This is a genomic window from Acidovorax cavernicola, from assembly GCF_003581445.1.
Genome location: NZ_QXMN01000026.1, coordinates 27547 through 40985, shown reverse-complemented (window position 1 = coordinate 40985; position 13439 = coordinate 27547). Strand labels below are relative to the sequence as shown.

At 67.9% G+C, this 13439-nt stretch carries 14 protein-coding genes; 3 read left to right on the top strand and 11 right to left on the bottom strand.

All coding sequences use genetic code 11. The features are described from left to right. Positions 1–3: 3 nt before the first annotated feature. The 5 genes from D3H34_RS19750 to D3H34_RS19730 are packed head-to-tail and all read right to left on the bottom strand — an operon-like array spanning position 4 to position 6174. A complete protein-coding gene (locus D3H34_RS19750) occupies positions 4–918 on the bottom strand; it encodes an ABC transporter permease (protein WP_205736764.1) in 915 nt (304 codons plus the stop codon). A 25-nt stretch (positions 919–943) separates the two neighbouring features. Beyond that, positions 944–1879, bottom strand: coding sequence for an ABC transporter permease (locus D3H34_RS19745; RefSeq protein ID WP_119555941.1), 936 nt, complete (start codon positions 1877–1879; stop codon positions 944–946). A gap of 15 nt (positions 1880–1894) precedes the next feature. Beyond that, complete coding sequence (locus tag D3H34_RS19740; RefSeq protein ID WP_119555991.1) at positions 1895–3472, bottom strand: ABC transporter substrate-binding protein; 1578 nt, start codon at positions 3470–3472, stop codon at positions 1895–1897. A gap of 44 nt (positions 3473–3516) precedes the next feature. Further along, positions 3517–4968: a M81 family metallopeptidase gene (locus D3H34_RS19735; RefSeq protein WP_119555940.1), complete on the bottom strand. Its 1452-nt coding sequence runs from the start codon at positions 4966–4968 to the stop codon at positions 3517–3519. 45 nt (positions 4969–5013) lie between these two features. Then, positions 5014–6174: an NAD(P)/FAD-dependent oxidoreductase gene (locus tag D3H34_RS19730; RefSeq protein ID WP_119555939.1), complete on the bottom strand. Its 1161-nt coding sequence runs from the start codon at positions 6172–6174 to the stop codon at positions 5014–5016. Positions 6175–6378: 204 nt separating this feature from the next. Here D3H34_RS19730 and D3H34_RS19725 point away from each other — a divergent pair, with 204 nt between their 5' ends. Together D3H34_RS19725 and D3H34_RS19720 are read left to right on the top strand one after the other, a co-directional pair. Then, complete coding sequence (locus D3H34_RS19725; RefSeq protein WP_119555938.1) at positions 6379–7092, top strand: helix-turn-helix domain-containing protein; 714 nt, start codon at positions 6379–6381, stop codon at positions 7090–7092. A gap of 61 nt (positions 7093–7153) precedes the next feature. After that, entirely contained in the window at positions 7154–7504 is a 351-nt protein-coding gene (locus D3H34_RS19720) for a DUF2200 domain-containing protein (RefSeq protein ID WP_119555990.1), read from the top strand. A 13-nt stretch (positions 7505–7517) separates the two neighbouring features. Here D3H34_RS19720 and D3H34_RS19715 read toward each other — a convergent pair whose 3' ends face one another. From D3H34_RS19715 to D3H34_RS19695, 5 genes are all read right to left on the bottom strand, one after another. Further along, positions 7518–8330 carry a class I SAM-dependent methyltransferase gene (locus D3H34_RS19715; RefSeq protein WP_119555937.1) on the bottom strand — a complete coding sequence of 271 codons (813 nt, stop codon included), beginning with the start codon at positions 8328–8330 and terminating at the stop codon, positions 7518–7520. A 208-nt stretch (positions 8331–8538) separates the two neighbouring features. Further along, positions 8539–8886, bottom strand: coding sequence for a DUF2845 domain-containing protein (locus D3H34_RS19710; protein WP_286185958.1), 348 nt, complete (start codon positions 8884–8886; stop codon positions 8539–8541). A 31-nt stretch (positions 8887–8917) separates the two neighbouring features. Continuing rightward, positions 8918–9217, bottom strand: a complete 300-nt coding sequence (locus D3H34_RS19705; RefSeq protein ID WP_119555936.1) for a hypothetical protein — start codon at positions 9215–9217, stop codon at positions 8918–8920. A 130-nt stretch (positions 9218–9347) separates the two neighbouring features. Further along, on the bottom strand, positions 9348–9788 hold the full coding sequence (locus tag D3H34_RS19700) for a surface-adhesin E family protein (RefSeq protein ID WP_119555935.1): 441 nt from the start codon (positions 9786–9788) through the stop codon (positions 9348–9350). A 148-nt stretch (positions 9789–9936) separates the two neighbouring features. Then, positions 9937–10701 (bottom strand): AraC family transcriptional regulator, encoded by a 765-nt coding sequence (locus D3H34_RS19695; protein ID WP_119555934.1) that lies wholly within the window; start codon positions 10699–10701, stop codon positions 9937–9939. Between the two features lie 13 nt (positions 10702–10714). Here D3H34_RS19695 and D3H34_RS19690 point away from each other — a divergent pair, with 13 nt between their 5' ends. After that, on the top strand, positions 10715–11623 hold the full coding sequence (locus D3H34_RS19690) for a sulfite exporter TauE/SafE family protein (protein ID WP_119555933.1): 909 nt from the start codon (positions 10715–10717) through the stop codon (positions 11621–11623). Between the two features lie 8 nt (positions 11624–11631). Here the strand turns inward: D3H34_RS19690 and D3H34_RS19685 are convergent, their stop codons facing one another. Beyond that, complete coding sequence (locus D3H34_RS19685; protein ID WP_119555932.1) at positions 11632–13290, bottom strand: ankyrin repeat domain-containing protein; 1659 nt, start codon at positions 13288–13290, stop codon at positions 11632–11634. Between the last annotated feature and the right edge of the window lie 149 nt (positions 13291–13439).

Here is a 13439-nt window from a genome sequence, read left to right as displayed (position 1 = left end):
TCCTCACAGTTGCCGTGCAAGACGCGGGTCCAGCGCATCGCGCAGGCCGTCGCCGAGCAGGTTGATCGCCAGCACCGTGGCCGCCAGCAGCAGGCCCGGGTACAGGATGATGTGGAACGCCACGGTCACGAAGTTGCGACCCTCGGCCATCATGTTGCCCCAGCTCGGCGTCTGCGAAGGCACGCCCACGCCGAGGAAGGAAAGCGCCGCTTCGGTGAGCACCGCGGCGGCGGCCACGAAGGTGGCCTGCACGATCAGCGGCGCCACGATGTTCGGCAGCACGTGACGCACGAGGATCACCGGCAGCCGCGTGCCGACCGCGTGCGCGGCCTCCACGAACAGCTGCTCGCGCAGCGTGAGGGCCAGCGAACGCACCAGCCGCACCACGCGCGGGATCTCGGGCACGGTGATGGCGATGATCACCGTGGTGAGGCTGGCGCGCGTCACTGCCATCAGCGCGATGGCCAGCAGGATGCCGGGGATGGCCATGAGGCCGTCCATCACCCGCATGATCGGTCCGTCGGCCCAGCGAACGAAGCCCGACACCAGGCCCAGCACGATGCCGAAGAAGGTGGCAAGCACCGCGACCGAGGCGCCGACGATCATCGACACGCGTCCGCCCCACACGGCGCGGCTGAACACGTCGCGGCCCAGCGCGTCGGTGCCGAACCAGTGCTCGGCCGAGGCCGTCTGCATGCGCGCCAGCGGATCGATGTCCTGCGGGTCGTGGGTGGCAATCCAGGGCGCGGCGATGGACAGCGCGGCCACCACGATGAGCAGCAGCGCGCCGACGATCAACGTCGGGTGCTTGCGCACCCAGCGCCAGCGTGGGGGGACGAAAGGGGCGTCTTCGGCAGAGGCGGAACCGGCAGCAGGAGCCGGCGCATCGACCTCGCGCAAGGGCAGGGCAGTGGACATGGCGTCGTGGGGCTCGTTCTTTGTTCTAGTACTGGATGCGCGGGTCGAACAGGCGATAACTCAGGTCGATCAGGAGGTTGATCAGCACGTACACCCCCGCCGACAGCAGCAGCACGCTCTGGATCACCGGGTAGTCATGGCGCTGCACCGAGTCGATCACGAGCCGGCCGACGCCCGGAATGGCGAACACCGTCTCAGTGACCACCACGCCGCCGATCAGGAGCGCAATGCCTGCACCGATGGTTGTGGCGATCGGAATGGCCGCGTTGCGCAGCGCATGGCCCAGCACCGGCAGCACGCCCAGGCCCTTGGCGCGTGCGGTGCGGATGTAGTCCTCGTGCAGCACCTCGAGCACGGTGGCCCGCGTCATGCGCGTCACCAGCGCGATGTACACCAGCGCCAGGTTCACGCAGGGCAGCACCAGCGCACGCAGCCAGGCGCCGGGGCCTTCGGCAAAGCTCACGTAGCCCTGCACCGGAAACCACGCCAGCTGCAGCGCGAAGGTGTAGACCAGCAGGTAGCCGACGAGGAACACCGGCACCGAGAACGCGAGCACCGCGAACAGCATCACGAATCGGTCGATCCAGGTGCCCGCGCAGTAGGCTGCGAGGGTGCCCAGCGGCACCGCCACCACCAGCGTGATGAGCATGGTCAGTGCCGCGATCGACACCGTTGGCTCCAGTCGCTGGCCGAGCAGTTGCGCCACCGGCACCTGCGTGAAGATCGAGGTGCCCAGGTCGCCCGTGAAGAGCTTGCCGATCCACAGTCCGAACTGCTGCCACAGCGGCAGGTTCAGGCCGAGCGCGGCGCGCAGCTTCTCGATGTCTTCCGTGGTGGCGAGGTCGCCCGCGATGAGTGCGGCCGGATCGCCCGGCGACAGGTGGATCAGCAGGAACACCACCACGGCCACCACCGCCATCACCGGCAGCGTGGAGAGAAAGCGTCGAACGATGTAGCCCATGGCGGTGCGCGGCGCTTACTTGTCGAGCATCCAGACGGTCGGCATGCCGGCCCACATCTTGTCGAGCCCCTTGATGCTGGCGCGCGCCGCGAACGCGGCCGAGTACTGGCCCGCGTTGATGTACGGCACGGCCTCGTAGGCGCGCGACTGGAAGGCGTCCAGCAGTTCCTTGCGCTTGGCCGGCACGGTTTCCTTCAGCCAGGCGGTGCGCAGCTCGTCCAGCTTCTTGTCGCAGGGCCAGCCGGGCAGCGTGTTGCCGCAGGCGGCGCCCAGGTAGGCGTTGGCGATGGGCGAGTTCACGTCGAATTCCCCGGCCACCGTGACGTACATGTTCCAGCCGCCGGCGTCGGCCGCATCGCGCTTGGCGCGGCGCGCACCGATCGAGGCCCAGTCCATGGTCTGCGCATCGACGTTCAGGCCGATGCTCTTCATGGTCTGCGCGGCCATCAGCGCCTCGGCGTTCAGATACGGCACGTCGCTCGGCACCATCAGCACCACCTTCTCGCCCTTGTAGCCGGCGTCGGCGAGCATCTTCTTCGCCTTGGCGACGTCGGCCTTGCGGAAGGGCTCGGCACCCGCCGAGGTGTCGTTGGGGCTGCCGCAGATGAAGTAGGTGGCGCAGTAGGCCATGCGCATGTCCAGCGGGAAGCCCATGGCCGCGACGAAGCGTTCCTGGTTCACGGCCTGCAGCAGTGCCTGGCGCACCTTCGGGTTGTCGAAGGGCGGGTGCAGCTGGTTCATGACCAGGAAGCCCTGGTAGGCACCGCCGGAGCCGATCTTGATGTTGGTGTCGGTGCGCAGCGGCGCGATGTAGTCGGGCGGCAGCTGCTCGATGTAATCGACCTCGCCGCGCTTGAGCGCCGAGATGGCGCTGTTGGCGTCGGGCAGGTAGAGCCATTCGACGCGGTCCAGGCTGGTCTTCTTGCTGCCGGCCAGGCCACTCGGCGGCTCGCTGCGCGGCACGTAGTTCGGGTTGCGCACGAACACCGTCTTGTTGCCCGGCACCCATTCGTCGCGCTTGAAGATGAAGGGCCCGGAGCCGACGACCTCCGTGAGGGGCGAGGTGGCCGGCAGCTTGGCGATGCGCTCCGGCAGGATCACCGGCGGAAAGCCCGAGGGCTTGGCCAGCGCGTCGAGCACCATGCCGAACGGCTCATTGAGCGTGAGCGTGAAGTTGCGCGCATCGGTCGCCTTCCACTCGGCACCGATGCCCGTCATGGCGCGGCCCAGGCTGTCGCGCGCCGCCCAGCGCTGCAGCGATGCCACGGCGTCGGCCGAGGTCACGGCGGCGCCGTCGGAGAACTTCAGGCCCGGGCGCAGCGTGAAGCTCCACTGCTTGCCGTCCTTCGAGGTCGTGTACTTCTCGACCATCTGCGGCTGCGGCTTGCCCGTCGCATCCTGTGCGAACAGGGTGTCGTAGACCATGTGGCCGAAGTTGCGCGAGATGTACGCCGTGGTGAAGGTCGGATCGAGAATCTTCAGGTCGGCATGCGCCACCACCTTGAGCGTTTTGGGCGGCGTCTGGGCGAGCGCGGGAAGGCTGGCGGCCGAGAGGGCCATGGCAGCGAGGGCCGCAAGCGTGCGTCGTTTCATCGTCGGTTCTCCGGTCGGGGTGCGAAAGAAAGGGGGCAGGGCGATCAGGCGGCGACGCCGATCGGCCACTTGGGCAGGCGTGCCTTGCGATACGGCAAAGTGGTGAGGTCGAGCGTCACGGCGCCCGGTGCGCCGGCGTAGATCACGTGCTTGGCCACCTGGGAGTACGAGGCGTAGAAATGCTGAGATGACTTCACCACGACGATCTTCTTGGCCGCCAGGTCGCAACCCAGCTGCGTGAACAGGTCCGTGCCCATGGCCTGGTTGCGTCGCGTGATCAGCACGATCTCGATGCCGTTGACCTCGACCAGCGCGCAGTCGCCCATCGCCGTGGGCGTGTTCGACAGGCCCGTCATCACCAGGTCGTGCTGCAGCGCCTTCACGGTGCATTCAACGTCCAGTGGGTCGCCCGACAGCGGGCTGATCTTGCCGCCGATGCGCATCTGCAGCCTGGCGCCCACGCCGGCGTCGAAGGCGATGCGCACGGCAATCGGATCCCACATCGGGCCCAGGGCCGCGTTGGTGATGCCACGCTCCAGCATGCGGCGCAGGATGAAGGTCGAGTCGCTTGCCGCGCCGCCACCGGGGTTGTCTGCGCCGTCGGCCAGCACCACGGGGCCGCCATCGAAGGCCAGGGCCTCGTCGAGGGATTCGTCGATGCCGGGGTAGTTCACCGTGAGGCCGTCGCGCATGGCGATGACTTCGTCGGCCAGCTGGCGCGCCAGCGTGTCGGCCTTGGCCTGGTCGCCGTCGGTGTAGACCAGCACCTTGGTGCCCATCTCGGGCACGTCGCCCCAGGAGAAGCCGTGCGTGAGCGAGACCGAAAGCACGCCATCCTTGCCTTCGAGTGCCTGCATGCGCTCGACGAAGCTGCGCGCCGGTTCGCGCGAGGTGTGGACGGTGACGATGATGTCGCAGTCGACCATCGCGTGCGCCGGCTTGACCTTGCCTTCGACCGCTGCGGCGCAGATGTCGACCAGCTCCAGCCCGCGTTCGAGCACGTCGGTGTGCGGGTACTCCTTGAAGGAGACCATCACGTCGGCGTTGTCGACCATGGCGGGCGTGAGGTGGTTGTGCGGGTCGAGCTCCGCGCCGATCACCACGTCGGGGCCGACGATCTGGCGCACGCGCTCCAGCATGTCGCCTTCGCAGTCGTCGTAGCCGTCGGCCACCATTGCGCCGTGCAGGCCGAGCAGCACCATGTCCACCGGCAGTGCGGCGCGCAGGTCGTTCAGCATTTCCTCGCGCAGCGTTTCGTACGCATGGCGCGTGGTGATGCCGCTGGGCTGCGCGCCCGCGACCATGCCTTCGAGCAACGTCCAGCCCTTTTCCTTGCCGCGGATGCGTGCGGCCCACAGCGGGCCCGAGTAGATCGTCAGCGCATCGGGGTGCTGACCGGCGGGGAAGTAGCCGCGGTCCTTGAAGGACGAAAGGCCGGTCGGCATCGGGCCGAAGGTGTTGGTTTCGGTCGCGAGGGAAGCACTGAAGACACGCATGGTGATTTCTCGTGGAGAGGAGTTGTTTTGGAGAAGGAGGAGGTATCAGCCGGCGCTGGCCGTGCGCAGGCGCTGCGGCCCGAGCATCTCGGCCGTGAGCCCGAAGGCCGCGATGCGCTCGGGCAGCGGCAGGCCGCGTGCCAGCGCGGCGCAGGCCTCGCCCATCGCCGCCGAGGTCTGGATGCCGTAGCCGCCCTGCGCCGCGACCCAGAAGAAGCCGGGCGCGTCGGGCTCGAAGCCGCCCACCAGGTCGCCGTCGGCCACGAAGGAGCGCAGGCCCGCCCAGGTGCGCGTGGGGCGGCGGATGGCGAGCGTGGTCGCTTCCTCGATGCGGTACATGGCGGTGGCGATGTCCATCTCTTCGGGCTGCACGTCCTGCGGATCGACCGGGTCGGCGTTGGCCGGCGAACCCAGCAGCATGCCGGCGTCGGGCTTGAAGTACCAGCCTTCGTCGGCGGCGAACACCATCGGCCAGTGCGCAACGCTCTGGCCCTCGGGCGGCGCGAAGATGAAGGCCGAGCGGCGGCGCGGCTCGATGCCCAGCGGACGCACGCCCGCCAGCTGCGCGATGGTGTCGACCCACGCACCGGCGGCGTTGAGCACCACGGGTGCTTCGTACACGGCGCCGCCGGCCGTCACGCGCCAGCGATCGCCGACGCGTTCCATGGCCGTGACGTCGGCGTCGCACACCAGCTTGCCGCCGGCCTGCCGCATGCCGCGCAGGTAGCCCTGGTGGATGGCGTGCACGTCCATGTCGGACGCATCGGGTTCGTACACCGCGCCGGCCACCTGATCGGGGCGCAGCGCCGGCACCATCTCGCGCGCCTGCTCGCCGCTCAGGCGCTGGGCGCCGACGTCCATGGCGCGCAGCAGGTCCCAATGGGCTTCGAGCTCCGGCAGGTGTTCGGTGCCCGCGACCATCATCGCGCCGCGCGGCGTGAGCAGCGGGTGCTCGGCGAAGCCTTCGGGCGGGTGTTCGAGAAAGGCGCGGCTGGCCATCGTGAGGGCCCGCACCTGCGGCGTGCCGTAGCTCTCCATGAAGAGCGCGGCAGAGCGGCCGGTGGAGTGGTAGCCCGGCTGGGCCTCGCGTTCGAGCAGGATCACGCGCGCATGCGGGGCGAGCCAGTGGGCCACCGAGGCCCCGGCGATGCCGCCGCCGATCACGAGGTAGTCGGCCGCGACGGGTGTAGGTGTGCTTGTTGTCATCGCCGAAAAGTGTAGGTAGAAATTTGCGGATACGCAAATTGATTCGCGCCAACCAAGGGGAAACCATGGGTGCACCATCCAAGTGAAATTTGCGTACACGCAATTTGCGCATACGCAAAACGCATGCCGGGCCGATCGCACCGTGCGTGGCCGGCCGCGCGCGGGGCTGGCAGAATCACCCGGCATACCTAGAGAAAGCCAAGCGTGACTCCACACACAGGGAACAAGGCCGGGGCCAAACCGAAGGAAGAGCCGTCCACGCTGGACCGCACCACCTTCGGTCATCGCCTGCGCACCGCGCGCAAGCGTTTCGGCTGGACGCTGGCGCAACTGGCCGAGCGCTCCGGCGTCTCGATCACCACCATCTCGCGCGCCGAGCGCGGCCAGCTCGCGCTCGGCTACGAGAACTTCGCCGCGCTGGGCCGTGCGCTCGACATGGACATGAACGCCATGTTCGCGGGCGCCGGCGTCAAGCCCGCGCAGTTCGACGGGCCGGTGGTCACGCGTGCGGGCAAGGGCGTGGTCTACCGCGGCCTTTCGTTCGCCTACGAATTCCTCGGCACCACGGCGGCCGGCAAGCAGATGAGCCCCGTTGTCGGTACCGTGCATGCGCGCCGCATCAACGGCCCGGAAGACTTCGCGCGGCATCCGGGCGAAGAGTTCGCCTATGTGCTGTCGGGCGAGATCGAGGTGCACTTCGAAACCGGCGAGGTGGTGCACCTGGCGCGCGGCGATTCGCTCTACTACGACAGCAGCATCGGCCATGCCTATGTGAGCGTGAGCCGGCAGCTCGCGAAGATCGTCGGGGTGACCACGGGGGAGAGCGGGCACATGAAGTCGGCGCGGGAAGCGCCAGTGCTGAAGTCGGTGCGCGAGACCGTGACTGCGAGGAAGACCTCGGGTGGTCGCAAGGGTTGAGAGGGCGCGTCAGCACTCCGCCAGCATCGAACATCCACCCCGACACGAAGGAGACATGACGATGCCCGAGCACAAGATCTTCGCGATGCCCTTCGCCAAGGTGTATCCGATGTACGTCCAGAAGGCGGAGCGCAAGAATCGCACGAAGGACGAGGTCGACGAGGTCATCTGCTGGCTCACCGGCTACGACGCGGCGGGGCTGCAGCAGCAGATCGAACAACAGAACGATTTCAAGACCTTCTTCGCGCAGGCTCCGGCGCTGCACCCGAACAGCGCGCTGATCAAGGGCGTCGTGTGCGGTGTCCGTGTCGAGGAAGTCGAAGACCCGCTGATGCAGAAGATCCGCTACCTGGACAAGCTGGTCGACGAGCTTGCCAAGGGCAAGGCGATCGAGAAGATCCTGCGGACGTAGCGCTGGCGCGGCGCTATCCCGTCGCCACGATGACGTGCGCCTGGATCTTGCCGGCCACCGAACCTGTGCCGTGGCGGGCTGCAATCGCCTCTGCCGCACGGTCCGTCGCGAGCGAAAGCAGGCTCGCATCGCGCGCCTCGATCTCGTTGCGCAGCGGCGTGCCCTGGCAGTAGGCGATGGCAACCTCGCGTGCGGATGGCGCGCGGCTTTGCTTCTCGTGCGTCCTGATCTCGATGTGGGTGAACCCCGCGCGGCTCAAGTCTCCGCGGATCAGGGCGACGTCGTGGTAGCCGTGCGGTGTGCGTGCGAGGAACCGCGGCGGGTCGTCCGGAAACACCGTGGCGACGGCGCGGGTGACGTCGTCGGCAAAGGCGTTGTCCTCGATACGGTCCCAGACGCTGAAGACAAAGCGCCCGCCGGGTTTGAGCACGCGACGCGCCTCGCTGTAGCCGGCGACCCGGTCGGGGAAGAACATCGCGCCGAATTGGCAGAGAACCACATCGAACGAGGCATCCTCGAACGGCAGGGCGAGCGCGTCGGCCTGTTGCCATTCGATGCGGCTGTCGGCCGGCTGGCGTGTGACCGCGTAGTCGAGCATGGCCGGGTTGAGGTCGGTCACCACGTAGCGGGCATCGGCACCGAGCCGGGGCGCCAACGCCCGCGTGACCGCGCCGCTACCCGCTGCCGTTTCAAGCACCGCGCCGGGCGAGAACGCCGCGACCAGCGCGGCCACGTCGGCGGCGTAGCCCTCGAAGATCAGCGGGACCATCAGCGTGTCGTAGAACTTCGGGACGGAGCCTGCGAACACCTTGTCGCTTTCAGCCATGGGAACTCCTCGAGGGCTCTGGACGGTGCGCTTCCTTGACCGTTCATTGCAGAGCGGGCTGGCTCCCTGGCTTCAACGAGTCCCCCACCTGCCTGGGCATGGGGGCGGTGACGATGCCATCGTGGCTCTGCGCCGCGTCGTCGTCAACGCCGTTCGGTGCGGGCTGGGTACCGGAGGCTTCCTGCTTGCCGATGGTTGGGGCCAGACCCTAGCGACCCCGATCACCATCGCGCACCGATTCGATCGTGCCGTTGTAGATGCGCACGATGCCGAAGAAGGTGCCCGGGCCCCGGTCATAGGTCCATTCCTCCATCGGCACGCACTGGTTGGCCAGTATGGCCTCGGGGCTGCCCGGCCGATACGGCGTGAGGATCCAGCCCAGTTGCACCATCGGCACGCAGACCGCCTGGCGATAGATCGGCTCGCCGCATGTCTGGAGCAAGGTGGCGGGCGACGCGCCTTTTCCGACAAGGTAGCCGTTGCATGCGAGGGACTGTGCAGCGGCGGCGACGGGGAGCAAGCCGGCGATCGCCGCGATCGACAGCCCGATGGTCACGCATGAGAAACGACCCGACCGCTTCATGCGCTCATCGCTCGCGAATCAGCTGGGCGTATCGCCAGCCGCCCCAGATCGCGCCGACGGTGACGCCGATTCCCACGCTCCAGCCCGCCGGCACATCGAATCCGAAAGCCAGGAGCATCATCAAGCCGACGCAGACAAGTGCGATCAGGGTCGCCGTGACGAAATCGAAGTGCGCGACGGCGAGGGAGTCTTCGGTCACGCTGCGACTGCGGTGACCGCGCTTGTCACGCAAGCGCCGGAACATCAGGACATCGAGGAAGAAATCGAAGATGCCGACGAAAAGATCGGCCAGGATGCTCCACATCGGGACGCTCCATTTGCGGTAACACCCTGGGTTGTCACTGCCGTCGTGATGGTCCGACCCGGGTGAAGCGGCGGAGCATGTCGAAATGTTACCGCGCTTCTTCGACTCAACGCATCAACGCATCAACGCATCAACGCACCTGCGCGCACACGTGCTTGAACACGATGCCGCTCACCGTGGTGGGGCCGCCCACGGGCTTCCAGTCGCCGCGCCGGCTGAGGTCGATGTCATGGGCTTCCAGCGGTCCGTTGTGGCTGATGACGCGGCGCACCTTCTCACGTCCACCCTTGCAGTCGTAGTCGAAGAGATAACGCGAGGTGCGGTACGGGGTCTTGCCCACGTCGGTCTGCAGTTCGTCGTAGCGATACATCGACCAGGCTTCCACGGCATCGCCGTGCGGCTTGATCGAGTCGCGTTGCAGCAGCACCTTCTTGCGGGCGGTGGAGGCGATCTCGGTCCAGTTGTCGGCGGCTTGGGCGGGCACTGCCGCCAGCAAGGTCGCTGCCGCGCAGGCGGAGGCGACGAGGTGGAATGCGCGCACGGCGCGGTGCTTGAGCGGACGAGGCTTCATGGGTTCACTCCCTGTGAATCGGTGGATGTTCCAGGCATGTCCATCTTCCGTGGCGGCACACAAGGAACAACGGGGTCAGTCGACCGCTTGGCTGCAGGCAGCCAGGCAAAGAATGCCACAGGCGCAGGGCGGCCGCGAAGCAGCCTCCTCACGCTGCAATGAACGCCGACGGCTTGTGGCCGAGCTTCTTACGGAACATGGTGGAGAAGGCGCCCGGGCTGTCGTAGCCCAGCTGAAGCGCCACCGTGGTCACCGAATGGCCCATGGCCAACTGGGACATCGCCGAAAGGAGGCAGGCCTGGCTTCGCCATTCGGCGAAGGTCACGCCTGTGTGCAAACGGAAGAACCGGCTGAACGTGCGTTCGCTCTGGTGCAGTTGCCGCGCCCAGGCGAGCGGTGAGGTGCGCACATCGGGCTGGTGCAGGAATGCGATGCACAGCGCCGCCAAGCGTGGCTCTGCGGGCAACGGCGCAAAGAAGGGCAATGCCGCCGCGCGGCGCACCTCCTGCAGCACCAGCGACATCAACAGTCCGTCGCGGCCGCGCAGGTCATACAGCGCCGGCACGTCGACGGCCTCGATCAGCAGGTGCCGCAGCAAGGGCGACACCGCCAGCACTTCGCACAGCGAGCCGCTGCGCGGCGCGGCTGAGGGTTCGATGTAGAGGCTGCGGGTGCTGACGCCCACCATCTTCACCCGGTGCGGCTTGCCGGCGGGTATCCAGACGCCGCTGTGCGGCGGGACGACCCAGGCGCCATCGTCCGTGCCCACCTCCATCAGCCCGGTCGCGCCGTAGAGAAACTGGGCGCGGCGATGGCTGTGCATTTCCAGCAGCGTGCCCGGCGCGTAGTCGGTGCCGATGGCCAGAACGGCACGGGGCGTGGGGTCGAGAGTGTCGAGGGACTGGTTGCGCACGGTGAAGGAGTGGTTGGCCGAAGCGCAAACATTGTTGACCGAACATCGAAGGCGCGCCAAGGCCTCCAGATCTAGCCTCAAGGCTTCTGTGTCAATGGAGTTCCTCGTGTCGTTGTATCTGTTGCTGGTGGTGTGTGGATGCCTGACGGGCGTCACGACCGTGCTGTTCGGTTTCGGTGGCGGGTTCGTCGTGGTGCCGCTGCTGTACCAGCTCTTGTCCCAGCTGAACGCCGCCGACAGCGCCGTCGGGCAGTCGGCCATGCAGATCGCGGTCGCCACGTCCACGTGCGTGATGATCTTCGGTGCGCTGCTGGCGACCTGGCGCCATCAGCGTGCGGGGACGCTGGACTGGTCGCAGGTCAGGCCGCTGCTCGGCGCGATGGGCGCAGGCGGCGTGCTGGGCGCGCTCGCGGCAACCGCCGTGCACGGGGAATGGCTGCGCTGGGCATTTGCTGCGTATCTGGCGCTGACCATCCTGGACTGCTGGCTGCGGCCCGGCTTTCTTGCGCCGCCTGCGGTACGCAAGGCGCTGCCCTCTCCGGCGGCCATGGTGCTGTCGGGGCTGGTGATCGGCGGAGTGGCCGCGTTCCTCGGGGTGGGCGGCAGCGTGATGACGGTTCCCCTCATGCGCCGTCGCGGCATCGAGATGACCCGCGCGACGGCGATGGCCAACCCGCTGTCCCTGCCGGTGGCGCTGGCAGGCACGGCCACCTACGTGGTCTTGTCGACCACCTCGACGCCGTCCTTCGGGCCGGGGCATCTGGGGTACGTCGATGTGCGCGCGGCCGCGATGCTCGTGGTGGGGTCCTGTATCGGCATCCGCATCGCCGGGTTGTGGATCGGGCGCATTCCGGACCGCATCCACGCCAGGGTGTACCTCGCCTTGTTGGTCACGGTTCTCCTGGCGATGGTGGTGCGTTGACCGCAGCCTTAGCTTTGTGTCATCGATGCGTTCAGCAGAAAGTCCGTGACCTCGTCCGAGAACAGACTGTGCCGCGCACCGATGAGCACACCGTCTGCGCTTTGCGGATCGGGTCGCGCGGACGGCATGCCGTGGGCCACCAGGGCCTGGGCGCAACCGACCCAGTCGCCGCCTGCGACGGGCTCGTTCAGCGAGGCCCACGACAGCGAGCCGCAGGCGTTGTCGCCGAAGCCGTGCAGCGCCTGCCAGTCCGCACCGTGCGCGAGCAGGAAGCGGGTGAGCGCTGCATCGCCACGGAACACGGCATGGTTGAGCGCCGAGGCGTCCCAGTCGCCCCCGCGGACCTCGATCGGCCAGCTGAGCGTGACCATCAGCTTCACCGCGTCCCCGCAGCCCTCGGCGGCAAGCTCTGGCAGCAGGCGAAGCTGTGTGTCGTTGAGCGTGCCGATGAGGCCCGGGTGCCGTGCTTGGAGCTCTCGCGCCGCGGCTTCGTCGCCGCGCGCGCACGCAGCAATGAAGGCTTCGGAGGCGGGCAGCGGCGCCTGCGCATCGCCTGCTGCCTGCAACAGCCGCGCGACCTCGGTCAGACCGAAGCGCAATGCCACGGTGTGCGCGGGCGTGCCGTCCTGCGTGAAAACGTCGGGGCGCGCGCCGGCGGCCAGCAAGGCTTCGATGTGCGCCGGCGAGCGGCGACGGCGAATGGCCCACAGCAGTGGCGAACCCCAGTCCGAGATGGGCGGGCCCTGCGGCGGTTCGTTCGCATAGCCGCCATGGGCGAGCAGCAGCCGAAGCGTTTCGACGTTATCCAGGTCGAGCACGCGGTACAGCGCGTTCGAACCCGTCACGCGTGCGCCGGCTTCCAGCAGGAGCCGGGTGCAGGCGGGCTGGTCCAGCGAGTGGTACAGCGATTCGCCGTCGTTCGGGTCGGCCCCGGCGTCGAGTAGCAGCTTCGTGAGGTCGGGGTCGTGGTTCTGGCCGGCGGCGCCGTAGAGCGCGGAAAGCCGTTCGTTGTCGGCGGGTGCTTCGAGCGATGCGGGAGGCCAGCGGTTGCCGGTCGATTGATCGGGTGAGGCCCCCGCGTCGAGCAGGAACTTCGCGCATGCGTGCAGGCGCTTGCGATAGTCCGGCAGCTGAATCAGGCCGGAGTGCGTGACGGCCACGAGCGGCGGCAGTTGCAGCGGACCGCCTGCGCGATGGACCCAGGTCGGGTCTTGCGCGGTGGCGCGGCGCAACGCGGCCTCATCGCCTGTCGCGCAGGCCAGGTAGGGGTCGTCATTGCCGAGCAGGCCGGGGTTCTCGTCGAGCAGGCGCAAGGCCACGGTGGGGCGCGCGCGGTTCGTGCCGCCAGCGATATCGCCTGCGTACACCAGGCGCAGCCAGTGAAGCACCGCTTTGGCCGGGTCATCGATCTGCGCCCTGCGGGTGAGAACGAAACCTTGCAGATCGGCCCATGACACGAAGCCGTACTCGCGCGCCACGCACGACTGGGCATCGTGCAGGCGCAAGCCCTGGGCTGAGAGGGCGCCATCGGTCTTGCCCGACGCGGCGGGCAGGGCGCTGCGAAATCGGTGAAAGGCCTCGGGATCGTTGCTGCGATAGAGCGCAAGCAGTTCCTTGGCTTGCTTCTTCAGGTGGCCGATGTCGGGCCGGGCGGGAATGCGCTTCATGAAACCTCCGTGCATCAGACGCCGATGACCCGCAAATCCGGCTGCACAAAAGGCTGTGGATCGTCACAAGGATGGCAAGTGGGTTCAACCCTTCCCGCGGGTCCGGGCGCGGCTTGCACCGCGGGGCGGATGTTAGCCGATGAAGGGCT